Here is a 25574-nt window from a genome sequence, read left to right as displayed (position 1 = left end):
GATTATTCTTATATCGTTAACGCCGTACATTTGTCTGCCAGCGCAATTGACAGCATTATAATTCATGATTTATACAAAAAAGTTAATGCCTGACAATATAGTATGTTTCTCTCTGCAGAGTTGCCTATCTGCTACATTTCTGTTATTTTTACAGCTTATCAAAAATCGATATTAAATTGGCAAAGGCAGCAAAAAAAGAAACTCCATTGATGCAACAGTATAATGCTATAAAGGTGAAATATCCGGGAGCATTATTGTTATTCAGAGTGGGAGACTTTTATGAAACGTTTGGGGAAGATGCAATCAAAGCCGCAGGCATATTAGGGATTGTATTGACAAAGAGGGGGAGTGGAAGTGAGTCCGAGACAGCATTAGCGGGATTTCCGCATCATTCTTTGGAAACGTATCTGCCAAAATTGGTAAGAGCTGGTCAGCGGGTGGCGATCTGTGATCAGTTGGAAGACCCGAAGACGACCAAGACTATTGTCAAGCGCGGAGTGACAGAGCTGGTAACTCCGGGAGTATCTTACAGCGATAATATCGTTCAGCAAAAATCCAATAATTACCTGGCATCTGTATTCTTTGAAAAGAATTCCACAGGAGTTGCTTTTCTGGATATTTCTACCGGAGAATTTTTGGTTGCGCAAGGCAGCAACAGCTATATTGATAAACTTTTGCAGGGATTCAAACCTACAGAGGTCATACTGGCAAAAAAACAGTTTAAAGAATTTACAGAACATTTCGGAAGCCAGTTTTACACCTATACACTGGATGAGTGGCCGTATACCGGAGATTATGCAACAGAGACCTTGCTCAAGCACTTTGAGGTCAACTCGATGAAAGGCTTCGGAATAGAACGCATGCCTGTAGGTATTATAGCGGCCGGTGTTGCACTTCATTATCTGAATGAAACGGAACATCGTAATCTGCAGCATATATCCAATATATCGCGTATCGAAGAGGATCGCTATATGTGGCTGGACAGGTTCACGATCCGTAATCTGGAATTGATAGGATCTGCGAATGAAAATGCAGTCACCCTTTCGGATGTACTGGATCATACGGCTTCACCGATGGGTGCACGTTTGCTCAAACGATGGATCGTCATGCCGCTAAAAGATCGGGTTTCTATACAGGAACGGTTAAATGTAGTGGAGCATTTTCATCAAAACAAATCTTTACGGGATGAGCTGGTGCAGGAAATCAGGCAGGTAGGCGATCTCGAGCGTCTGATCAGTAAGATCGGACTTCTCAAAGCCAATCCCAGAGAGATTATGCAATTGAAACGATCGTTGTATGCGATCGAAAAGTTGAAAACCCTAACAGGGAATGCAGACACAGAGTCATTAAAAATTATCTCGGAACAGCTTAACACCTGTTCATTGATTCGTGATAGAATAGAAAGAGAAATGCAGGCCGAGCCCCCTGTTGCACTTAATAAAGGAAATGTCATGGCAGATGGCATTGACAGTGAACTGGATCGTCTGCGTAAAATTGCCTTTGGCGGTAAAGATTATCTGCTGGAAATTCAGAAACGTGAAGCTGAACTGACAGGAATTCCATCTTTAAAGATAGCGTTCAATAATGTTTTCGGGTATTACCTTGAGGTGACCAATACCCATAAGGATAAAGTACCTGAAGGCTGGATCCGTAAACAGACATTAGTAAATGCAGAACGCTATATCACGGAAGAACTGAAGGAGTACGAAGAGCAGATCCTCGGTGCTGAAGAAAAAATTCAGGTTATAGAAAACAGACTGTATGCTGAACTTTTATCTGCTATTGCCGAATACATTAAACCGGTACAGCTTAATGCTCAACTCGTGGCCAAACTGGATGTCCTGTTGAACTTTGCTGTAATAGCGGAAAAGAATTTTTATGTCAAACCGGAGATCAGCGAGAGCAAAGTTCTGGACATAAAAGGCGGACGACATCCCGTGATCGAAAAGAACCTGCCAATCGGACAGGACTATATCACCAACGATACTTTCCTGGATAATGATGCACAGCAGATCATTATTATTACAGGACCCAACATGGCCGGTAAATCCGCTTTGCTAAGGCAGACCGGACTGATTGTGTTAATGGCACAGATCGGAAGTTTTGTTCCTGCCAAAACAGCGCATATCGGTTTAGTAGATAAGATATTTACCCGTGTAGGGGCATCGGATAATCTTTCTTCAGGTGAATCTACCTTTATGGTTGAAATGAACGAAACAGCCAGTATCATGAATAACCTGTCGGACAGAAGTCTTATTCTGCTGGATGAGATCGGACGTGGTACGAGTACATATGATGGTATTTCTATTGCATGGGCGATTGCTGAATTTTTACATAATCACCCGACAGCAAGAGCAAAGACCTTATTTGCGACGCATTATCACGAACTCAATGAATTGAGTACTTCCATGCCCAGAGTCAAAAACTTCAATGTCACGGTTAAGGAAGTCAATAATAAAGTTATCTTTTTACGTAAACTGGTGCCCGGAGGTTCAGAACACAGCTTTGGTATTCATGTGGCCAAACTGGCCGGAATGCCTCCGAAATTGCTGGGAAGAGCAAATGAGATCCTGAAGCGTCTGGAACAGGAACGTACAGGAGGAGAGCAGATAAAGGACAGTATGCGTAAAATACAAAAACAGGCCTATCAACTACAAATGTTTGCTATAGATGATCCTATTCTGGAAAAAATCCGGGACATGCTGAATAATCTGGATGTCAACACCCTGACTCCGGTAGAAGCCCTGATGAAACTGGATGAAATACAACGTCTTCTGAAAAACTAAAACCGAAAGAATAATTCTACACTTCCATAGTGATTGTAGATGTCTGTGATCAGGTTACTGTCCCACTGATAAGGAGTGTAATGGTAACCGATCTCCAGTCCGATGTAATTTTTTCTGGATACTCGGTACATACCTGCCAGACTGGCTCCTAGATGAAGTGTATTCACATTATGAAATCTTGTGCTGGAACCATCTCCGTATTCATCCACATAATTGTCATTATATACCGTTTCGGATAAGCCTGTACTGATCACTTCCCATCCTATACCCAATTTAGGAATCAGCATAAATTTGCCCCGGTCCAGAGCTTTATAGCCTACATTGCCACCCACAGAGAAGCTGGCCGCAGAGTTTACATCCATTGTCTCGTTATAGAGCAGGTATTGAAAATCTCTGTCCGAACTGTTAATTCTGACCTTTATTCCTCCTTCGAAAATAAAGTTTTTGCGTAGCGAACTCATTACTGTGAATCCGAAGACCGGATTATATCCGAATGTGGTATTGGTGCCACCCAGCGGGCCGTAAGTACCGGCATAGATCGTATAACCTACTCTGTCTTTATAATCGTCTGAATAAGATCCTTTGTTGCTTTTAGCCTGATTACTTTCGGCTTGCTGAGCCGCAATTTCATTAAAATCATCAGCAAATAAAGCGATCAGTTTCCGGTCCTTATCAGCTAACTGGTAGCTATCCGAATAGAGTAAGGCTTTGGCTTTCAGTTTCAGTAAGGAATCTGCCTGATGACGTAAGGGTACATAATCAAACAGAGAAGGTTGTTTGCTGTAAATTTCCTTGTAGTTTTTCTTATCCGCATTATTCCATCTTTTGATGAGTTGCTGATCGTATTTTTGATTGTAGTAATAATCCAGTTCAGTTTGATAAGGAGATTTAGAAATCAGAAGCTGGAGGATACTGATGCGTTCCAGAAACTCGGTCTTTCCGCAATCCTTTTCCCACACATTGACAATATCCCGGATAGCATCAAAATCATTTTGGACTAAAGCCGGAACAAGTTTATCCAGAGCGGATTGAGCAGTCGTGATACAACTGGCGGAGGTAGATACAGTTTGCTGTGCACGGCTAACTCCGCTGATTCCAAGCAGCAAGACTGTAAATAAAAAGAAGGATATGTTGCGCATAATAATAAACTAATAAACGAAAGTAACGATTTTTTTGATTTATGAAGTAATGCGAAGCTTGTGGGTGCTACAGGGGATTGTATCTTTGTACTATGTCTTCTATTTTTCAGTTTAAACAATTTGCTGTAGATCAAACGGATTGTCCCATGAAGATCAATACAGATGGAGTATTGCTGGCTGCTACTACGGCAGATATTCCGGCTGCACATATACTGGATATAGGGACGGGCACTGGGGTGATTGCACTGATGCTTGCACAACGATTCGAAAATGCCACACTTGAGGCTGTTGAGATCGATGCGCTTGCTGCGGATCGGGCGAAGCAGAATTTTCTGAATTCCCCTTTTTCCGAACGGATGTACGCACAGCATGTTTCCTTTGAAGACCTGCATCCGGTCAGTAAATATGATCTGATTATCTCAAATCCTCCCTTTTATACAGATTCGCTGCATAACCCCGATAACAGAAAAAAAACAGCCAGACATGCTGATCTTCCTTTCTTTGAAAGACTCTTTGATTTTGCCGGGCGCCATCTGATGGAGGAGGGTTTGTTGCGTCTGATTCTTCCGCCGGAGCTTGCCGGTCAACTGCAGGATATTGCCGCTGCTCAGGAACTGATAGCAGAGCATGTGATAGCTGTGCAGTCGTATAAAGACAGTCCTGTATTCAGGAAGATGATAACATGGCGTAAGGGAGATAAGAAAGACCTGATGAAGGAGGAATTATTGATTATATATGAAAGCAAAGGAGTATATTCGGACAGATATAAAGAACTTTTACGACCGTATTTTTTAGCTTTTTAGACACATGACAAAAATTGGATTGATATCAGATACACACAGCTATCTGGACGAGGCGGTGTTTACCTATTTCGAGAATTGCGATGAGATCTGGCATGCCGGCGATTTCGGATCGTTACAGGTCGCAGATGCGTTAGCTGCATTCAAACCTTTTCGCGGTGTATATGGGAATATAGACGGTAAGGAGATAAGAGTACAATACCCGGAAAATCTAAGATTTATGTGTGAAGGAGTGGATGTATGGATAACGCATATAGGAGGATATCCCGGACGTTACTCTTCTGCTGTGAAAGCTGAAATTACAGCCAATCCTCCACAATTATTTATCTGTGGACACTCTCATATTTTAAAAGTACAGTTTGATCAAAAATTAAAATGTTTGCATCTCAACCCTGGTGCAGCCGGTAAACATGGTTGGCAAAAAGTCAGAACATTGATGCGTTTTGATATAAATGGGGATAAAATTGAAAATTTGGAAGTTATAGAACTCGCAAATCGTTAATCTCTGGATGTCATTGGGTTGCAGGATTGTTTTAGGTTGCCTACATTTGGCCTGAATCATATAAACAAACAAAACAACAAATGACAATTATGAAAACCTTAGGTCAGTTTATCATTGAAAAGCAGGCCGATTTCCCCTATGCAAAAGGGGAGCTTTCCCGACTGTTACGAGATATTGGAATCGCGGCGAAAGTAGTCAACCGGGAGGTAAACAAGGCCGGACTGGCCGATATCCTCGGTGACGCAGGACAGACCAATGTGCAGGGGGAGGGGCAGAAAAAACTGGATGTTTATGCGGATGAGCAATTTATGAAAGCCCTGAATCATGGAGGAGAATGTTGTGTTTTTGCTTCGGAAGAACAGGATGAAGCCATTTACCTGGATTCGACAGTGTCCAAAGATGCCAAATATATCGTCTGTATCGATCCGCTGGACGGTTCCTCCAATATCGATGTGAATGTCTCCGTAGGAACGATCTTTTCTATATACAGAAGAAAATCCGTCAATGACCGGGCAACCTTAAGTGACATTCTGCAAAAAGGAACAGAGCAAGTCGCTGCAGGATATATTATCTACGGCTCTTCTACCATGCTGGTATATACCACCGGAAAAGGAGTTAACGGTTTTACACTTGATCCTTCCATAGGTGAGTTCTGTCTTTCACATCCCAATATCAAAATTCCCAAAAGCGGATCTATCTATTCGATTAATGAAGGTAACTATATCAAATTTCCGCAGGGCGTCAAAGATTATATCAAATATTGTCAGGTAGAAGATGCATCTACAGGCAGACCCTATACTTCCCGTTATATTGGATCCATGGTAGCCGATATTCATCGTAATCTGCTCAAGGGAGGTATATTCCTGTACCCGACTACACTGAGTCATCCCGACGGAAAACTAAGGTTGATGTACGAGTGCAATCCGATCGCTTTTATTGTAGAACAAGCCGGAGGAAAGGCGAGTACAGGTCAGGGAAGAATTCTGGATATCGTACCCAGCGAACTGCATCAGCGATGTCCGGCATTTATGGGTAGTCCTGAAATGGTGGAGAAAGTGGAGGAATTTATGCTCCGGTCTTAAAAGATCGGATTATTCACCTGCATGAACAGATTTTGTTTATTCCGATAAACAACTTGTACAGGGATAGTCCTTACAGACTGTCCCTTACTTCCAGTAAGAAGCCTTTTAACTTTTCTAAGGAATCAATGACGCGCTGATTTTCCCGTGCTTCATTTTTATTTGTACGCAGATAATCACGCGCACCCTGTAATGTGTAGCCTTTTTCTTTTACCAGATTAAAGATTATTTTCAGATTCGCAATATCTTCCTGAGTAAAGAGACGGTTGCCCTTTTTATTCTTTTTGGGTTGCAAGACCGTAAATTCACGTTCGTAAAAACGGATCTGAGATGCATTGACATTAAACATCTCCGTTACCTCACCCATCGTGTAGTATAATTTATTTATTTCGCGCTCCTTGTAAGGCATATTTATTTAAATTAGTCTTGCTCAAACAAACTTAGATAAATTTGCTTTTATATGCAATTATTGTATTGTATATATAAATAATTTGTAAATATATCCTTGCATACAGCATACAAATTTAATACAGAACGAGGGCATATGGTAAAAGACAAGATCATTGATCTCTGCCCAACAAAATTGAGATGCTAAAGAGAGAATACTTTTAAAGTCAGATTAGATATTATGCTTATTGTCAGTAAATTCTGGACTCGTATATTTTCATTTGGGAAAGCCCATGCGGTCACGGTGTACCCCTTTATTTTTCTGAGCAAAGCAATCTTTCTGGAAGATAAGGTGCTACTCAATCATGAACGTATCCATCTCAGGCAGGCGCTGGAGCTGGGGATTATCTTTTTTTATCTGTGGTATCTGATCGAATTTGCGGTTCGCTGGATACAGCAGCGTAATTTTAGACGTGCCTATCTGCGTATTTCTTTTGAGCGGGAGGCATATGCCAATGAACAAAAGCCGGATTATCTGAAAACCCGGCCTTTCTGGAAGTTCCGGAAGTATATCACAAAAAAAAGCACCTGAAAGGTGCTTTTTTTATATCTATTTAACCAACTTTAGAAAAGTTGAAATTTTCTGTTTTAATTCCCGGCGATCTACAATAAAATCTAAAAATCCATGTTCCAGTAAAAACTCAGAAGTCTGGAAACCTTTAGGAAGATCTTTTTTGATTGTTTCTTTGATAACGCGCGGTCCTGCAAAGCCGATCAAAGCTCCCGGTTCAGCAATATTGATATCACCCAGCATGGCATATGATGCTGTCACACCACCTGTAGTCGGATCCGTCAATAAACAGATATACGGGATTTTAGCCTGACTCAATAAAGCAAGTTTTGCTGAAGTTTTCGCCATCTGCATCAACGAAAATGCTGCTTCCATCATACGGGCACCACCCGATTTGGAGATCAGCATAAAAGGAATTTTATGTTCCAGACAGTAATCGATAGATCTTGCGATTTTCTCACCCACAACAGAGCCCATAGAACCGCCGATAAAAGTGAAATCCATACAAGCGACTACCAGATCCTGACCATTCAATTTACCGTGTGCACTGCGTAGCGCATCCTTTAAGCCGGTTTTGGCCTGCACCTCTACCAGACGCTCAGCGTAAGGCTTGGTATCCACAAAGTGAATAGGGTCTCCGGATCTTAAATCGCTGAACAGTTCGGTGAAATTGTTATCATCAAACAGAATCGAAAAATATGCTGCAGAGCCAATACGAATGTGGTAACCACAGTACTGACATACATAGTTGTTTTCAATTTGTTCAATATTTAACAGGGGTTTTTTACACGAAGGACATTTATTCCAAAGCCCGTCTGGAGCTTCTTTTTTGTTTTCAGTTGCGGTATTTATCCCTGCTTTCTCTCTTTTAAACCAACTCATACAAAAGTTCTTATTCGACTACAAATAAACGAAAAAATATCTTATCCCTACAACAAGTACTAAAATTAAAAGGAATGCTGTACAGGAAATGTCTCAGGATTTTAAAAAAATTAAGGCACAAAAAATGGGTAAGCTCCTTTTATCGCACCGCTCAACCAAATACCCTTGCTGTGTTCCCACCCTGGGGGAGTCAATGGGAGCTGGTCGTAAAAGACTTACCCACCGCAAAAGTAGCAAAATATTGGTAATACAGAAAATAAATGCCTGATATTTTACTATGATGCTGATTTTCATGAGAATATATTTGATGCTAAATACATGCATATAGCTATCATGAGCATATTTGTTACTTTTTGTCTATATGCTCATGATGATTTGTAGCAGATCGGCTTACATTTTCTCCGTATGGTATTCACCGGTCCATGCAAAATATCCGAAAAGAGCCAGTCCTACAGAAATAATAGGCGTTAGAACCGCCAGTATAATAATGCCGAATACCAGATCCTCCTGATGGCCGGTGCCTATCTTTGGAATAGCCAGTTCGAAAATGCAGAAATAAGCTGTGAAAAGTGCTAATGCTATCCACACAATTCCTAAAAGTTTTTTTACCGTTTCCATAGTGTTTTAGTCATTAACGTCTTTGTGAATAATAGATTTATTGATATAGAGAGCCCCTATAATGAGACATGCCGCCGAAATTATAATCGGGTACCAGAGTCCGGCAAGATAAAACTCAGGGTCCTGAGCCATCTTTGCATTACTGGCCAGATAGGTTGATACCGCAGGAAGAAGCCCGCCGAATATACCGTTACCTATATGATAAGGTAAGGACATAGACGTGTAACGTATTTTCACGGGGAACATTTCCACCAGAAAAGCTGCAATAGGACCATAGACCATTGTAATATAGATAATTTGTATAAAGATCAGAGCGGTGAGCCATACTCTGTTTTTGCCCTGTATAGTGATTGTCGTCTTGACCGTTTCTTTGGCTTCCCCTATAGTTGCAGAGGTTGTGACTATTGACGAGGTGCCATCTGTATATTCTTTTTCGGTCGTTTCAAAATTAGCATTATGCACCTCATCCAGTCCGGAGGTACGGATGGTTTTTGCAAGAACCTCTTCTTTCTGATGAATATCCGTCACGACATACATGGCTTTGTAAATGGGTCTGTAGGTAAGGATCGCCAGAAGCATACCTGAAAGCATAATCCATTTACGACCGATCTTATCACTGAGCCAACCAAAAACAATGAAAAAAGGAGTTCCGATCAATAGCGCTGTTCCTAATATGGTATCGGCCTGATCTGAATCCAGAAACATCACCGTTTTCATAAAGCTCATGGAGTAGAATTGTCCTGTGTACCATACTACTCCCTGCCCCATAGCAGCTCCGAACAGAGCCAGAAGTACAAACTTCAGATTATACCGGTTGCCAAAACTCTCTTTCAAAGGATTCGCCGATACCTTACCTTCCGTCTTGGCTTTCTGAAACTCCGGGGACTCATCCATATTCTTACGGATCAGGTAAGAGACATATACCATAATAATGGACAACATAAAAGGTACTCGCCATCCCCATGCGTCAAATTGTTCTGCCGATAATATGCTTTTGGTCAGCAGGATTACAATCAGAGAAATAAATAAACCAAAGGTCGCCGTTGTCTGAATCCAGGAAGTCCAGTATCCCCGCTGACCTTTCGGGGCATGCTCCGCTACATATGTGGCTGCACCTCCATATTCACCACCTAAGGCTAATCCTTGCAGAAGCCGCAGAATAAGAACGAGCAGTGGTGCCCAGAAACCAATAGAATCGTAACTCGGAATACAGCCGATCAGAAAAGTTGCCCCTCCCATCAGGAGCAAGGTGACCATAAATGTGTATTTGCGGCCTATCATATCGCCCAGTCTTCCGAAAAATAAGGCTCCGAATGGTCTTACCACAAATCCGGCAGCAAATGTGGCTAACGTGGACAGAAAAGCTGCCGTTGGATTGTCTGAAGGAAAAAACTTCGTAGAAATGACTACGGAGAGACTTCCGAAAATAAAGAAATCGTACCATTCGATCAGTGTCCCCATAGAGGAAGCTCCGATGACCTTCCAGATTCCCTTTTTACTAACTGTTTCTTTCATAAGTAGGTTTAGTGTTGATATATGTGATGTAATTTATATACTTTTCCGGGCATGGAGAGAATAATACCTTCCATTTCCAGTTCGAGTAGAGAAATTGCTAGCTGGCTTTGAGGTAATGCACAATGTATTGCAATCTCATCAATCGGAGCGGGATTCTGCTGTTGCAGAAATTGATATATTTTTTCCTGCTCTTCGCTGAGCTGCGGAGGAAGTAAAGAAAGTTGTGCCGAAGGTTTTTGTTGCTGTTCTTGTTCCCAGTTCATCAGATAAAAGAGGTCTGATGCATGACGGATAAGGTGGGCCCGGTTAGTTTTGATCAGGTAATTGCATCCTGCGGATGATTCCTGATCTATACCCCCCGGAAATGCACATACATCCCGGTTGTAGGTGTTCGCTATTTCTGCAGTAATCAGTGCACCACCTCTGGATGCGGCTTCAATAACAATAGTTACATCAGCCATTCCGGCAATAATCCGGTTACGCATCGGAAAATTTTGCCTGTCCGGATTTGTACCGGACGTGAATTCGGTGAGTAAACCTCCGCATGAAAGCATCTCTGCGGCTATTGCCCTGTGTGCAGCCGGATATATACGGTCTAGTCCGTGACCCATTATACCTAAGGTGGGGATCTGGTTACGGAGAGCAGCCTGATGTGCAGAAATATCAATGCCATAAGCCAGTCCGCTGATGATCTGTATACCGGGAAGCCTGAGTTCCTGAATCAGTTCATCACAGATACGTTGCCCGTATGCAGTCGCTTTTCGCGTGCCGACTATACTGATCGTCTTGGCCGGGTTGAGTGATTCCGATCCTTTATAATAGAGCACCAGAGGAGCATCATCGCATTCGCGTAATCGTCTCGGGTAACGATTGTCTTCTATCCAGAGCAAATCTATATCATGGGCAGAAATAAATGACAACTCCTTCTCCGCTTCCAGTAGCAGCTCTTTCGATCGTAAACGCTCGATAATAGCCATATTAATACCCGGAATGGTTAAAAGCTGTTTTTTTGAAGCGGTAAAAATAGCTTCCACAGCGTCACAATGAGAAAGAAGAGATCGTGACAATCGGGGACCAATACCTTTTACTTTGGTCAAAGCTATTTGTAGTAAAGTATTCATAAATGGTTATCCTTAAAGATAAGGATAAATCCTGTAACTTGATTCGCCACCCGGAATTTTCTGAAGAATCGTATCTTTGCTACGATAAAGAGATGAAAATCTCACTAGGTTTTATAAAAATAAAAGCAGCCTCGGGCTGAACAACACGAGTAACGTATGGAAACAAAAGAGCCCTTTGATATTGAAATAGAAGATATTGTATATTCTGTATTTCCGGAAGAGGAAGATACATATGTGATCTTCAAAGAAGGTAAAGAATATGTTCAGATTATTAAGGATACAGATACCACCTGGTTGAAGCTGAATCCCGAAACAGGTTTGCCAATGTTTGGTATGGATGAGGAAATCAATCTGATCGGACAGAAAATCAGAGAAGAGATCGGATAATAGAAAGCGAATATGTTTTTGGCTTGTCAAATGTTGTCACAAGCCAAAAACATAGTTATCAACTACATGGGTACGTAGACCACGTATTTGGTTTCAAAGAAATCTTCTGTAAAATAATCTGACAAGGGGTGGAGTTCCGCTTTGAGTCTGGACTCTTTGATCTCTTCTTTCAGATCTCCTCCTTTTAAATACAGAATACCATTAGGAACACCGTTTTTATCCTGTTTCAAAAATTTATTGCGGATCCATGGTGCAAAATCACCTAATCGTGTTACGGCTCTGGATACTACGAAATCGTATTTATAGTCCAGCTGCTCGGCACGCATATGATCGGCTTCCACATTGGTCAGACCTAATGCTGTCGCAACTTCCCGTACAACTTTGATTTTTTTTCCGATCGAATCGACCAGGTGAAATTTCACTTCGGGAAATAAGATGGCTAAAGGTATACCCGGAAATCCTCCTCCGGTACCGACATCCAGAATATGTGTTCCCGCTGTAATCTCTGTCATAAACTTTGCTATACCCAATGAATGAAGAACATGGTGAAGATAAAGGCTCTCTATATCTTTACGCGATATCACATTGATCTGGTTGTTCCAGAAAGGATATAACTCAGCTAACTGTGCAAACTGATTTTTTTGTGTTTCCGTTAATTTCGGAAAGTATTTATAGATAATGTCTACTGATGGATTCAAAATACGTATGGATTGAATAAATAATTATTTCCAGCTCCGTTGCGGTTTCTTCCTGTTGAATAAACCATTGATGCAAATATAGAAATAGTAATACAGGTCTAAAAATGGTAACCACCAGATAAGATCATGTACTGCAAGTTTTTTGTAAATACTGCGAAAGACAATAACCTGTAAAAGCAGTCTAAATGCATAGACTCCGGCCATATAATACCACATCGCAGGGAATAAAGCCAGACAGGCGATTAAGGTAATATAAAATAAGATACCGGAAGCGAGCTGGGTCGCTAACATGCGCTGATGTTTCTTTTTGTAAAGAACAGATGCCCCGGAATGCCTTGCTTTTTGTTTGTAATAACTTTTCCAGCTGTCTTTAGGCACCGAGTACATATGGGCATTAGGATGTATGACAATACGGGTATTTAGCTTAGTTGCATTCTGATTGACAAACAGGTCATCATCCCCCGATTTGATATGCATATGAGAGGTAAATCCTTTTCCCTTGAAAAACAATTCTTTTGTATAGGCCATATTGCGCCCTACACCCATGTAAGCATTCTTCTTCAGTGCATACGAAAGGTAACTCATTGCTGTATGTGTAGTTTCGAATCGGATGAGTTTGTTCAGGAATCCGCCTTGTCTGAAATAAGGTGAGTAACCCAGAATAATCTCTTTTCCGTCCGTAAATGCACCCGCCATTTCCGAAAGCCATTGGGGCGAATTGGGTTGACAATCAGCATCTGTAAAGACGAAATGGGTATAACGGGCAGCTTTTATACCCATAGTTACACCGAATTTTTTATTGTGTTTGAGTTGAATATGTTCCTTGATCTCTACGACTTTTAAGTGATCATATTTGCGTTCAAAGTCCTGCAATACCCACTGGGTGTCATCATTCGAACAGTCATTGACAACTACAATTTCAAACTGAGCGTATTCCTGTTCGAGGATAAGAGGTAAAAAAGATTTTAGATTATTCTCTTCATTACGTGCACAGATAATAACAGAAACAGGCACCTGATCTGTGGTCTGCTGATAGGATTGCACCTGATACCGGCTTACTTTAGTGTATACAAACAGAATGTAATACAACTGGATAAGTAAGAAGATACCTAAAATAAACAAGGCCAGATAAAAGAATGTAAAATGGCTTTGAAAAAAATGAAATATATTCACTGGAAAAAATTATAACGATTCTATGTTGAATCATGAATTCGAGCGTTAAAATTAGTTATTTATTGTCAAAGTGAGCGATTTGATTGCAATATTTACAGGAGAGATGTTAATAGATGCCATAATTTGTAGTACTTTTGCAGGTGTTTTTTAATGGCCGGTGTACGGTCAGATACAGAAGAAATATAGAAAGGTACAACCTGACTGTATGTTTCTGAAAGATAGAGAGGTTAATTCATGAAATTCACGCTTCAAGCAAACGATAAATTTTCTAAAGCCCGTGCCGGGGAAATTGAAACGGCTCATGGTAAAATTCAGACGCCCATCTTTATGCCTGTCGGTACCGCAGGTACGGTCAAAGCCGTACATCAGCATGAACTGAAACAGGATATCGAAGCACAGATTATCCTGGGTAATACCTATCATTTATATCTGCGTCCGGGACTGGATGTCCTTAATAAAGCCGGAGGTCTTCACAAATTTATCGGGTGGGATCTCCCTATTCTGACAGATAGCGGAGGCTATCAGGTATACTCCCTGACTGAAGTGCGTAAGATCAAAGAAGAAGGTGTAACATTCAGATCACATGTAGATGGTTCCAAACATCTGTTTACCCCGGAGAATGTCATGGATACACAGCGTGTCATCGGTGCAGATATCATTATGGCATTTGACGAATGTACTCCTTATCCCTGCGACTATGGATATGCCCGCCGTTCCCTGGATATGACCCATCGTTGGCTTAAGCGGTGTTGCGACCGGTTTGATACCACCGATCCGTTGTACGGATATGATCAGACACTTTTCCCGATTGTACAGGGATCTGTGTATAAAGATTTACGTGAAAAATCTGCAGAAGTCATTGCTTCCTTCAACAGGGAAGGAAATGCGATAGGCGGATTGTCTGTCGGAGAACCGGCCGAAGAGATGTATGCCATGACAGAAGTCGTATGTAATATATTGCCGACTGAAAAACCACGTTACCTGATGGGAGTGGGTACTCCGATCAATCTGCTGGAGAATATTGCACTGGGTATCGATATGTTTGACTGTGTAATGCCTACGCGTAATGCACGTAACGGTATGTTATTTACACAGAACGGAATTATCAATATCAAGAATGAAAAATGGAAAGATGACTTCTCTCCGATAGAGCCCGAAAGTGATCTGATGGCCGATCAGGTATATACCAAAGCCTACCTCAGACACCTGATTCGTTCACAAGAAATTTTAGGAGCCCAGATTGCTTCATTACATAATTTACATTTTTATCTTTGGCTTGTTAATCAGGCTCGTGAGAAGATTGTGGATGGCACATTTTACGAGTGGAAAAACAAAATGGTCAAAGTTTTAGGACAACGGTTGTAATCTAACGCGTAAGCTGTTATTCATGAAAATAATAGATTGGTATATTATTAAGAAGTATTTGTCGACGTTCGTCTTCACTATGGCTATTTTTACGGTGGTCATGGTTATCTTTGACGTTTCCGAAAAACTGGATAACTTTCTGCAATATAAAGCACCGATCTCTAAAATAGTATTTCAGTATTACGCCGGATTTATTCCTTTCTATCTGAATTTTTTATCTCCGCTGATCAACTTTATTGCTGTTATCTTCTTTACATCCAAGATGGCAGATCAGACCGAGATCGTGCCTATTCTGAGTGGAGGAATGAGCTTCAACCGAATGTTGAGGCCATACATGATAGCTGCATCTCTCATTTTTGCCGTCACTTTTGTGTTTAATATTTATATTATTCCCCGCACAAATAAAATGAAGGTGAGTTTTGAGAATGTGTATGTCAAGCCGGATAAGGCCGGAGGATCCATCTCTGCTACCCACATGCAGATCGACTCTAATACGTATGTGTATATTGATAATTTCGATACAAGACAAAAAATAGGGTATAATTTTGTACTTGAAAAATTTGATGGAGATCGTCTGAAAGAAAAGATGATTGCAGACAGAATCCGCTGGGATTCCGTTGCTACCAAATGGAAAATAGAGAATTATACCAATCGGGTTATCAATGGTCTTCATGAACGCATGGACAAAGCTGATCAGAAAGATACTACGCTTGATATGAAGCCCTCAGATTTTGAAAAATATGACAATATGTTCACGGCAATGAATACCGACGAACTGAGTAAGCGTATCGATAAAGAAGAAACACGGGGAACAGGCATGATGACCGAATTGTTGCTGGAAAAATACAAACGATATATATATCCGTTTTCCGCATTTATTCTGACGCTGATGGGCGTTTCTCTTTCTTCCAAAAAGGTGAGGGGAGGAATAGGATTAAGTCTGGGATTAGGTATCGCATTGAGCTTCGTGTATATTGTATTGATTCAGTTTTCAACGATGTTCTCGCTCAAGGGAGGTTTGCCTCCATTGATTGCAGTCATGATTCCGAATCTGATATTCCTGAGTTTAGGTCTTTATCTGATGTATAAAGCACCAAAATAATTCTTGTTTTTCATGTCCTCTATCAAAATTAACCGCAATATTCTTGTTTTGCACCTGACCGTGCTGATTTGGGGTTTTACAGGTATTTTGGGTGGACTGATCTCCGTATCAGCGATTCATCTGGTCTGGTATAGAGTAGGTATTGCTGCCATTGCATTAGCTGTATATTTTCTATTCAAGCGCCAGAGTATCGTTGTCAGTAAGCGTGATTTTCTTAAATTCTTTATGACCGGTGCTGTGGTGGGGTTACATTGGGTGCTGTTCTTTTATTCTATAAAAGTATCTACCGTATCCGTTACTCTGGTGACGCTCTCTTCGGTAACATTATATACTGCGATATTCGAGCCGATGTTATACAAACGCAAAATAGCAGCTTTGGATATTGTCATCGGACTGATCATTATTTTAGGTATATACACCATATTTCAATTTGAAACCCGGTATCTGGCTGGCATTATCAGCGGTCTCGCATGTGCATTCTGTGCAAGTGTATTCTCCATTCTCAATGGAAAAATGGTGAAATCATCCAGTCCTACCATTATTACTTTTTACGAAATGCTGGGCGCTTTTTTCTGGATCAGTGTTTTTATGCTTTTCTCTGGCGATTTCAATGCCAGTATGCAACTCAGTCAGCAAGACCTGTGGTATTTATTGCTACTGGGTGTTGTATGTACAGCAGTTGCTTATGTTATGGGAGTAGCTGTCATGAAAGAACTGACGGCATTTACTGTGGCATTGACGACCAATCTGGAAGCTGTCTATGGGATTATCCTTGCTGTATTGATATTTGGTCACAAAGAGACCATGAGTCTGGGTTTTTACGTGGGAGCTGTGATCGTATTGACGGCTGTATTTCTTTATCCATATGTCAAGACCCGAATGGAAAACCGGCAGAAAGATCTTATTATCCGTAAGCTGCATTGACATCAGCAGCTGTCCTTATTCCGGATATCCTGGAATGCTATTGTCACCTCTTTGCAGATAGTTCTGGCATATAATAATAAAGTCCGGTGTGTTTCCACGGACCGGACTTTACAGATATAAGGCAGGTGATTATGCGTAATTATAAATCGTTTCTTTGCTTTCAAGATTAGACGAACCCATTAAGAACTCATCCACTTTACGGGCGCATTCGCGTCCTTCAGAAATTGCCCATACAACCAGTGACTGGCCGCGGCGCATATCTCCGGCGGAGAATACCTTATCTACCGATGTTCTGTATTCGCCTTCAGTAGCCTGTACATTTCCTCTTCCGTCAAGCGCAACACCTAATTGTTGCAATAGACCTTCGTGTTGCGGATGTAAAAATCCCATAGCCAATGTAACCAGTTCACATGGGATCTCACGTTCTGATCCTTCTATTTCTGTGAATTTAACAGGTCTTCCGAAGGTATCAGTTTCCCATTCCAGATCAACTACGATAGCGCCTTTGAGATTTCCGTTGTCATCACCGACAAATGATTTGGTGCTTATACTCCAATGGCGTTGACAACCTTCTTCATGTGAAGTCGTTGTCTTTAACAACATCGGGTAAGTAGGCCAAGGCATACCATTGGTACGAGCATTCGGTGGCTGCGGCATCAGTTCAAATTGGGTCACGGAAACAGCACCATGACGATTGGATGTACCTACACAGTCCGAACCGGTGTCACCACCGCCGATAACCAATACATTTTTACCGGTAGCCGTGATTTCTTCCACTTCTATCGGAGATTGACCTACACGTTTGTTTTGTTGTTTCAGGAATTCCATCGCATAATGTACTCCTTTAAGCTCACGACCCGGAATCTGAAGATTGCGTGGAATAGTAGAGCCTCCTGTAAGTACAATAGCATCATACGGAGCCAGCTCCGATACCGGGACTTTTTTGCCAACTTCGCTGTTGGTCCGGAATACTATGCCCGACTGCTCCATGATCTCAATTCGTCTGTCGATAATCGATTTGTCCAGTTTGAAATCCGGAATACCGTAACGTAGCAATCCGCCCACTTTATCATCACGTTCGTATACCACGACATCATGGCCCGCTTTATTCAGCTGTGCTGCGGCAGCAAGACCTGCAGGGCCAGCACCAATCACTGCTACTGTTTTACCTGTTTTTAAGTAGCTTCTGTTTGGTTTTACAAATTTGTTTTTGAAGGCAATCTCGATAATATGTTTCTCGATCTCTTCAATAGCAACAGGAGGTTTATTGATACCCAGTACACAGGCCGACTCACATGGAGCAGGACATATACGACCTGTGAACTCAGGAAAGTTATTTGTTGAGATCAGGATATTGTATGCATCTTCCCATCTTCCGTCATAGACGGCGTCATTAAATTCAGGAATCACATTACCCAGCGGACATCCCGAGTGACAAAAGGGGATACCACAGTTCATGCAACGAGCAGCCTGCTCATTAAGTTGTGTATCAGAATAGCTCTTTACAAACTCCTGATAATGTTGTTTTCTATTTTCAACTGCTTCCTTTTTAGGAAGTGTTCTTTCATATTCTAAAAATCCGGTTGGTTTTCCCATGACAATTGCCCCTTATTTAGCTTCTACCAATTTTTTAAGTAATACATTTTTGTATTCGCGAGGGAATACTTTGATAAATCTTGATTTCTCAGCTGCCCAATGTTGAAGGATGTAATTTGCTCTTTCGCTTTTGGTCAGGTGGATATGACGCTTCAATAAGGCAATGATCGTCGTTTCGTCTTCTGTATCCAGCGGATCCAGATCTACCATCTCCATATTACAGTTTTCTCTGAATGTACCGTTGATATCGTATATCCAGGCAATACCACCACTCATACCGGCAGCAAAATTACGTCCTGTAGGACCCAGGATCAGTGCACGGCCACCTGTCATATATTCACAACCATGGTCTCCGATACCTTCGACTACGGCTGTCGCTCCTGAATTGCGCACTGCAAATCGCTCTCCTGCCATACCGTTGATAAAGAGATGTCCGGAAGTTGCTCCGTATAAAGCCACATTACCGATGATAATATTTTCATGTGCGACTAATGGACTGTCTTTTGTCGGATAAATAGCTAATTGAGCTCCGCAAAGTCCTTTTCCTACATAATCATTTGCTTCACCTTCCAGTTCAAAAGAAATCCCTTTTGTATTGAATGCTCCGAAGGACTGCCCTGCAGAACCTTCAAATTTGTAGTTGATCGTGTTATCCGGGAACCCTTCCGCACCGAATACCTTGGATATCTCATTGGAAAGCAGGGTACCTACCGTACGGTCTGTGTTTTTTACAGGAAATGTGCCGAAGACAGGTGTTTTGCTTTCGAAAGCCGCTTTCGCTTGTTTAAGTAAGCCCCAATCCAGTATCATACCCATACCGTGATCCTGCTCTTCCGTATTGTGAAGAGATTCACCGGCAGAATTTCTGGCTACATACAGAATGCTTGAAAAATCAATTTTCTTAGCTTTCCAGTGTTGGATATTTTCACGTTTTTTGAGGAACTGTGCACGTCCAACCATTTCATTGATGGTACGGAAACCAAGTTCCGCCATTGTCTCACGGATTTCTTCAGCCAGGAAGCGGAACAGATTGACAATATCTTCCGGCTTACCGGAGAATAATTTCTGTAATTCCGGATCCTGAGTAGCTACGCCCACAGGACATGTATTCAGATGACATTTACGCATCATAATACAACCTCCGGCGATAAGAGCTGCTGTAGCAACACCCCATTCCTCAGCACCGAGTAACGTTGCAATCACAATATCACGTCCGGTTTTCATCTGCCCGTCAGCCTGTAGTACTACACGGCTGCGCAGTTTGTTTTGTACAAGTGTCTGATGCGCCTCTGCAAGACCCAGCTCCCATGGCAATCCGGCATGTTTGACCGAACTGATAGGAGAAGCTCCTGTACCGCCGTCATATCCGGCAATAAGGATGACATCCGCATGCGCCTTCGCAACACCTGCAGCGATCGTACCTACACCTGCTTTAGATACCAGTTTTACATTGATACGAGCTTTGCGGTTTGCATTTTTAAGGTCAAAGATCAGCTGAGCCAAATCTTCGATAGAATAAATATCGTGATGCGGAGGAGGAGAGATCAGTCCTACACCCGGAGTAGAGTGACGCAATCTGGCAATGAAGTCGTTCACCTTATGCCCCGGCAGCTGACCACCTTCACCCGGTTTTGCACCTTGTGCCATTTTGATCTGTATCTCATCAGCTTCAGTCAGGTAATGTGACGTCACACCAAAACGTGCAGAAGCAACTTGCTTGATCGCCGAGCGCATAGAATCTCCATTTGCCAAAGGGATAAAGCGCGAAGCGTCTTCTCCACCTTCACCGGTATTACTTTTAGCTCCGATACGGTTCATCGCAATAGCCAGTGTACTGTGCGCTTCGGTAGATATAGATCCCAGCGACATCGCTCCTGTAGCAAATCGCTTCATAATATCATTTGCAGATTCTACTTCATCAATAGGTACAGCTGTACGATGTTTTGCAAAGTCCAGCAAGCCGCGAAGCGTATACATCTTCTCTTTTTGATTGTTGATGAGACCTGCATATTTTTTATACGATTCGTAATCGTTATTGCGGCATGCCTGCTGCAATAAGTGTACGGTCTGCGGATTCCAGAGATGGCCTTCTCCTCTTCTTTTCCACTGGTAGACACCACCTTCGGGAAGAAGATTCTTTTCCACTCTTGAATTGCCGAATGCAGTCCAGTGTTTGATCAAAACTTCTGTTGCAATATCGTCTAATGAAAGACCACCAATGCGGGATACAGATCCGCAGAAGTATTGATCCACTACAGATTTATCAATGCCCAGTACCTCAAAGATCTGAGCACCGTGATACGATTGAAGAGTCGATATTCCCATTTTGGAGAATATCTTTAATAAACCTGCACAGATAGCTTTTACATAGTTTTTCTTTAAAGTATCCCAGGTCAGGTCGGTGTCCAGATGTCCTTGTTCTTTCATTGTACGGATACTGGCAAGTGCCATATACGGATTGATTGCTGTAGCTCCGAATGCCAGCAGACAAGCAAAATGGTGTACTTCCCAGACATCTCCGGCTTCGACTACCAAACCTACAGCACCCCGATTACCGGTTTTGATCAGGTGGTGGTGCACCGCAGATACCGCCAATATGGAAGGAATAGGTGCATGTTGTGAATCAATGGCTCTGTCCGAAAGGATTAATACTTCAAATCCGTCACGTACAGCATCATCTGCATAGCGGCAAAGTCTTTCCAGGCCATCTTCCAGTGAACCCGGTTTACCGTCTGCTTTGAAATAGAGTTGTAAAGTTTTCGCCTGAAATACACCCGTATCGATCGAGCGAAGTTTTTCCAGCTCGCTTGAAGTCAGAATAGGATGTTGCAATGTCACACAGTGACAGAATTTTTTATCTTCAATCAGAATATTACCGGCATTGCCGATAAATGTCGCCAGACTCATGACCAGTCTTTCGCGAATAGGATCTATAGGCGGATTGGTAACCTGAGCAAAGAACTGTTTGAAATAGCTGGAAAGATGTTGAGGTTGATCAGACAGAACTGCCAACGGTACATCAGTTCCCATAGATCCGATAGGTTCATATCCGGTAAGGGCCATCGGTGCGAGAATTGTTTCCAGATCCTCACGTGAGTAACCGAACCCTTGCTGATATTTGAAAACGGATTCTTTAGATAAGTAAGTATAGGTGACACGCGGGTCAGCCAGTTCTTCCAGACGGATTTTGTAATTATTTAACCATTCGCCATAAGGTTGCTGGCGGACAAGTTCACCTTTAACTTCTTCATCTGTGCGGATGCGTCCGGCTTCCATGTCGACTACAAAGATCTTTCCGGGCTGTTGACGGCCTTTTTGGATAATTAAGCTTTCAGGAACAGGCAATGCTCCAGCTTCTGATGCAACAACTACGCGGTCATCTGACGTAATAGCATAACGTAAGGGTCTTAATCCGTTACGATCTAATGTTGCGCCGATAGTTTTACCATCTGTGAAACACAATGCTGCAGGTCCGTCCCACGGTTCCATCAGTGTTGCGTGATATTCATAGAACGCTTTTTTCAATGGATCCATCTGGGTGTTGCCATCCCAGGCTTCAGGTACCAGCATCAGCATCACATGAGGCAGACTTCTGCCGCTGTGTAATAATAATTCTACCACATTGTCCAGACAGGCTGAATCAGACTGACCTTTGTCTACAACCGGCAGTAGAATCTGCATTTCTTCGTCTGTAAAATAAGGCGATGATAGCGAGCGTACACCGGCATAGAACCAGTTTAAGTTGCCGGTAAGTGTATTGATTTCCCCGTTATGGGCAATATGTCTGAAAGGCTGAGCTAATGACCAGGAAGGGAATGTATTGGTGGAGAACCGGGAGTGTACCAGACCAAAAGCAGATACAACACGAGGATCCCGCAGATCTTTAAAATAAGTTCCTACCTGATAAGTTGTAAGCTGGCCTTTATAAATGATAGTCTTACAGGATAGAGAGGCAATATAAATAGGGAGAGGATATTCTTGGTGTTTTTTGATTTTCTGAATGATGAGACGTCTCAGAACAAAGAGTTTGCGTTCGAATTCTTCTGTGTTAAACACTCCTTCTGGTCGTGCTACAAAGAATTGAACGATCTCCGGTTCGGCACTGAGCGCAGTCGGACCTATGCCTTCCCGATTTACAGGTACGGTACGAAATCCCAGAAAGCGCATATTGCGTTCTTCACAGGCTTCAACGACTGTATTCCTGCAAAGTGTATTCATTTCCGCTTCTTTTGGCAGAAATAACATTCCTGTTCCATAATAACCAGGCTCTTCGAGTTGAATGCCTAATGAAATACATTCTTCCCACAGGAACTCATGAGGCAGCTGGATCATAATCCCGGCACCGTCACCACTCTCCGGATCACAACCGCAGGCACCGCGGTGTTCCATATTTTCTAACATGGTCAAGGCATCCTTAACCTGGTTGTGGGACTTGCGGCCTTTAATATGTGCTACAAAGCCTACACCACATGCGTCATGTTCAAAATCAGGGTCGTAAAGTCCTTTTTTCTCTATTCTTTCGTTTGTCATCTTCTCCTCAAAAATATAATCAGTTTGCTAATATAGGAATAAAAGTCTTATATTTTTATATTATTCACAAATAAATCTAATTTATATTGATTCTTTGTTAATTAAATATGGCTAATATAATTGATTTTGTATTTTATTAGCCTGGAGCTTCTGTTATTGGAATAACATTCTGTACTTTTGGGATGTAAACAAATAAATTATGGTTATTACGACTATTGAGATTTATAGACTAAGTATTCCGATGGAACCGTTTGTCATTGCGACCGGTACAATGGACTATGCCCAAAACACTTTTATCAGGGTAAATACAGATGAAGGAATATATGGAGTGGGAGAGTGTTCTGCATTTCCGATGATTGTAGGCGAGACTCAGGACACCTGTCTGGTGCTGGCGCGTGATTTTGCAAAACTATGGAAAGGAAAAGATCCGCTGGCTATACACGAACGCCTCGCTGAACTGGATCTATATATTGCCGGAAACAAAACGATTAAAAGCGCTTTTGACAGTGCTTTATTTGATCTTGCATCCAAACATGCAGGATTGCCGCTATATCAGTTTCTAAAAGGAGAACGTCGGGATATTACGACTGATATCACACTGGGTATAGCATCTCCGGAGGAAATGGCTGCAAAAGCCGCAGATCTTCAGCGTGAAGGGGCCGTGATATTGAAGGTGAAACTGGGTAAAGATCCTCAGACCGACATTAACCGCATCAAGGCCATCCGCAAAGCTGTAGGTTTTGATATGCCTGTTCGGATTGATGCAAATCAGGGCTGGTCATATGAACAAGCTGTACAGGCTTTGCAGGGACTGGAACCGTTTAAAATACAATACTGTGAGCAGCCAATGCGGACATGGAATGATCATTTGCTTCCGCAGTTGCGGACAGAAACAATAGTTCCGATTATGGCAGATGAATCTGTGTACTCGCATTATGATGCTGAGCGACTGTGCAGTGAAGATGCCTGCGATTATATCAATATCAAATTTTCAAAATCAGGAGGTATTGCGGAGGCTTTACAAATAGATGCTGTTGCAGCAGAATTTGGTATTCCGTGTATGATAGGAGGTATGTTGGAGAGTCGTCTGGCTTTAGCTGCGAAAGTACATTTTGCTTATGCTGCCAAAACGGTCAGATTCTATGATCTGGATACATGTATGGTCGGACATCTGGAAGATCCTGTAATTGGAGGAGTACAATATGACGGATACCGGATCTCGGTAAGCGATACACCGGGTATAGGAGCGGATATTGATCCGGAATATTTGAAGAAATGTGAAAGTTGGGTGATCTGATCATCCTACTTTTAGTATTCTCTTTTTACTGGCAGAGAAAGTCATAAATCTTTACCCTACCTCAATCCAAATTATTACCTTTGTTGTTGCTTAATTTTTATATAATTAATAATTATCATGAGTACACAAAAAGGTCCTATTTCTCAGTTTCTTGAGAAAAATTACCTTCACTTCAATGCAGCAGCATTGGTAGATGCAGCCAAAGGTTATGAAGCGCATCTGAACGAAGGTGGTAAAATGTTAATTTCTTTAGGTGGTGCAATGAGTACTGCTGAACTGGGAATTTCTTTAGCTGAGATGATCCGTGAGGATAAAGTTGCAATTATTTCCTGTACCGGAGCCAATCTGGAAGAGGATGTGATGAACTTAGTTGCGCACTCACATTACAAAAGAGTTCCAAACTATCGCGATCTGACTCCTGAGCAGGAGAGAGAGTTATTAGATAATCACTACAACCGTGTTACCGATACCTGTATTCCTGAAGAAGAAGCTTTCCGTCGTTTGCAGAAACACCTTGAGGATGTATGGCATGCAGCTGAAGCTAAAGGTGAGCGTTACCTTCCGCATGAGTTCTTATATCAGGTCGTAAATTCTGGTGTATTGGAACAATACTACGAGATCGATCCTAAAAATTCATGGATTGTAGCTGCCGCTGAAAAGAACCTGCCTATTATATGTCCGGGATGGGAAGATTCTACTACAGGAAATATCTTCGCTGCGAATGTAATCAAAGGAAATCTGAAAGCTAGCACTGTAAAGTCCGGTATTGAATATATGATCTACCTGACAGAATGGTACCGTGAAAACTCCAGCGGTAAAGGGGTAGGATTTTTTCAGATTGCAGGTGGTATCTCCGGTGATTTCCCTATCTGCGTGGTGCCGATGATGTATCAGGATCTGGAATGGGAAGATGTTCCGTTCTGGTCTTACTTCTGTCAGATCTCGGATTCGACAACTTCTTACGGTTCATATTCAGGAGCTGTTCCTAATGAAAAAATCACCTGGGGCAAATTGGATATCGATACACCTAAGTTTGTTATTGAATCTGATGCGACTATTGTGGCGCCTTTGGTATTTGCTTACGTATTGGGTCAATAGAATT

At 42.0% G+C, this 25574-nt stretch carries 21 protein-coding genes and 1 other RNA gene; 11 read left to right on the top strand and 11 right to left on the bottom strand.

Annotation, left to right across the window (positions count from 1 at the left end):
* Window positions 1–176 precede the first annotated feature (176 nt).
* Window positions 177–2786, top strand: a complete 2610-nt coding sequence (mutS, locus tag I6J03_RS05365) for a DNA mismatch repair protein MutS (protein ID WP_003007991.1) — start codon at window positions 177–179, stop codon at window positions 2784–2786.
* On the opposite strand, the gene I6J03_RS05360 is transcribed toward mutS, so the two are convergent.
* Window positions 2783–3925, bottom strand: a complete 1143-nt coding sequence (locus I6J03_RS05360; protein WP_003007989.1) for a hypothetical protein — start codon at window positions 3923–3925, stop codon at window positions 2783–2785. The two genes, mutS and I6J03_RS05360, sit on opposite strands and share 4 nt — an antisense overlap.
* A gap of 146 nt (window positions 3926–4071) precedes the next feature.
* On the opposite strand from I6J03_RS05360, the gene I6J03_RS05355 reads away from it, so the two are divergent.
* The 3 genes from I6J03_RS05355 (at window position 4072) to fbp (ending at window position 6309) form a co-directional block, all read left to right on the top strand.
* Entirely contained in the window at window positions 4072–4728 is a 657-nt protein-coding gene (locus I6J03_RS05355) for a tRNA1(Val) (adenine(37)-N6)-methyltransferase (RefSeq protein WP_236586217.1), read from the top strand.
* A 4-nt stretch (window positions 4729–4732) separates the two neighbouring features.
* Window positions 4733–5227, top strand: a complete 495-nt coding sequence (locus tag I6J03_RS05350) for a metallophosphoesterase family protein (protein ID WP_003007980.1) — start codon at window positions 4733–4735, stop codon at window positions 5225–5227.
* Window positions 5228–5307: 80 nt separating this feature from the next.
* A complete protein-coding gene (gene fbp / locus I6J03_RS05345; protein WP_002996918.1) occupies window positions 5308–6309 on the top strand; it encodes a class 1 fructose-bisphosphatase in 1002 nt (333 codons plus the stop codon).
* 70 nt (window positions 6310–6379) lie between these two features.
* Here the strand turns inward: fbp and I6J03_RS05340 are convergent, their stop codons facing one another.
* Window positions 6380–6715, bottom strand: a complete 336-nt coding sequence (locus I6J03_RS05340; protein WP_002996913.1) for a MerR family transcriptional regulator — start codon at window positions 6713–6715, stop codon at window positions 6380–6382.
* Between the two features lie 219 nt (window positions 6716–6934).
* On the opposite strand from I6J03_RS05340, the gene I6J03_RS05335 reads away from it, so the two are divergent.
* On the top strand, window positions 6935–7285 hold the full coding sequence (locus I6J03_RS05335; protein ID WP_003007978.1) for a hypothetical protein: 351 nt from the start codon (window positions 6935–6937) through the stop codon (window positions 7283–7285).
* A gap of 18 nt (window positions 7286–7303) precedes the next feature.
* Here I6J03_RS05335 and accD read toward each other — a convergent pair whose 3' ends face one another.
* The 5 genes from accD to dprA form a co-directional block, all read right to left on the bottom strand.
* Entirely contained in the window at window positions 7304–8146 is an 843-nt protein-coding gene (gene accD / locus I6J03_RS05330; protein WP_003007976.1) for an acetyl-CoA carboxylase, carboxyltransferase subunit beta, read from the bottom strand.
* Window positions 8147–8269: 123 nt separating this feature from the next.
* An RNA gene (gene ffs / locus I6J03_RS05325) (signal recognition particle sRNA small type) lies at window positions 8270–8367 on the bottom strand.
* A 169-nt stretch (window positions 8368–8536) separates the two neighbouring features.
* Window positions 8537–8764 (bottom strand): DUF6814 family protein, encoded by a 228-nt coding sequence (locus I6J03_RS05320; protein ID WP_002996905.1) that lies wholly within the window; start codon window positions 8762–8764, stop codon window positions 8537–8539.
* Between the two features lie 6 nt (window positions 8765–8770).
* Entirely contained in the window at window positions 8771–10279 is a 1509-nt protein-coding gene (locus I6J03_RS05315; RefSeq protein ID WP_003007974.1) for an MFS transporter, read from the bottom strand.
* A gap of 8 nt (window positions 10280–10287) precedes the next feature.
* On the bottom strand, window positions 10288–11400 hold the full coding sequence (dprA, locus tag I6J03_RS05310) for a DNA-processing protein DprA (RefSeq protein ID WP_003007972.1): 1113 nt from the start codon (window positions 11398–11400) through the stop codon (window positions 10288–10290).
* A 156-nt stretch (window positions 11401–11556) separates the two neighbouring features.
* Here dprA and I6J03_RS05305 point away from each other — a divergent pair, with 156 nt between their 5' ends.
* A complete protein-coding gene (locus I6J03_RS05305) occupies window positions 11557–11787 on the top strand; it encodes a hypothetical protein (RefSeq protein ID WP_003007968.1) in 231 nt (76 codons plus the stop codon).
* A gap of 62 nt (window positions 11788–11849) precedes the next feature.
* Here I6J03_RS05305 and rsmG read toward each other — a convergent pair whose 3' ends face one another.
* Both rsmG and I6J03_RS05295 read right to left on the bottom strand, forming a co-directional pair.
* Window positions 11850–12485, bottom strand: a complete 636-nt coding sequence (gene rsmG / locus I6J03_RS05300; protein WP_003007966.1) for a 16S rRNA (guanine(527)-N(7))-methyltransferase RsmG — start codon at window positions 12483–12485, stop codon at window positions 11850–11852.
* Between the two features lie 24 nt (window positions 12486–12509).
* Window positions 12510–13658: a glycosyltransferase gene (locus tag I6J03_RS05295; protein WP_003007964.1), complete on the bottom strand. Its 1149-nt coding sequence runs from the start codon at window positions 13656–13658 to the stop codon at window positions 12510–12512.
* 234 nt (window positions 13659–13892) lie between these two features.
* On the opposite strand from I6J03_RS05295, the gene tgt reads away from it, so the two are divergent.
* The 3 genes from tgt to I6J03_RS05280 are packed head-to-tail and all read left to right on the top strand — an operon-like array spanning window position 13893 to window position 17049.
* A complete protein-coding gene (tgt, locus tag I6J03_RS05290; protein ID WP_003007962.1) occupies window positions 13893–15023 on the top strand; it encodes a tRNA guanosine(34) transglycosylase Tgt in 1131 nt (376 codons plus the stop codon).
* Window positions 15024–15045: 22 nt separating this feature from the next.
* Window positions 15046–16125, top strand: a complete 1080-nt coding sequence (locus I6J03_RS05285; RefSeq protein ID WP_003007960.1) for an LptF/LptG family permease — start codon at window positions 15046–15048, stop codon at window positions 16123–16125.
* Between the two features lie 12 nt (window positions 16126–16137).
* Window positions 16138–17049 carry a DMT family transporter gene (locus tag I6J03_RS05280; RefSeq protein WP_003007958.1) on the top strand — a complete coding sequence of 304 codons (912 nt, stop codon included), beginning with the start codon at window positions 16138–16140 and terminating at the stop codon, window positions 17047–17049.
* A 129-nt stretch (window positions 17050–17178) separates the two neighbouring features.
* Here the strand turns inward: I6J03_RS05280 and I6J03_RS05275 are convergent, their stop codons facing one another.
* Entirely contained in the window at window positions 17179–18645 is a 1467-nt protein-coding gene (locus I6J03_RS05275) for a glutamate synthase subunit beta (protein WP_003007957.1), read from the bottom strand.
* A 12-nt stretch (window positions 18646–18657) separates the two neighbouring features.
* Entirely contained in the window at window positions 18658–23175 is a 4518-nt protein-coding gene (gene gltB, locus I6J03_RS05270) for a glutamate synthase large subunit (RefSeq protein ID WP_003007955.1), read from the bottom strand.
* Between the two features lie 199 nt (window positions 23176–23374).
* On the opposite strand from gltB, the gene I6J03_RS05265 reads away from it, so the two are divergent.
* Together I6J03_RS05265 and I6J03_RS05260 are read left to right on the top strand one after the other, a co-directional pair.
* A complete protein-coding gene (locus tag I6J03_RS05265) occupies window positions 23375–24472 on the top strand; it encodes a mandelate racemase/muconate lactonizing enzyme family protein (RefSeq protein WP_003007953.1) in 1098 nt (365 codons plus the stop codon).
* Between the two features lie 117 nt (window positions 24473–24589).
* A complete protein-coding gene (locus tag I6J03_RS05260) occupies window positions 24590–25570 on the top strand; it encodes a deoxyhypusine synthase family protein (protein WP_003007950.1) in 981 nt (326 codons plus the stop codon).
* The last annotated feature ends 4 nt before the right edge of the window (window positions 25571–25574 follow it).

The sequence above is a fragment of the Sphingobacterium spiritivorum genome, assembly GCF_016724845.1.
Taxonomy (GTDB): domain Bacteria; phylum Bacteroidota; class Bacteroidia; order Sphingobacteriales; family Sphingobacteriaceae; genus Sphingobacterium; species Sphingobacterium spiritivorum_A.
This window is presented reverse-complemented; position numbering and strand designations above follow the sequence as displayed.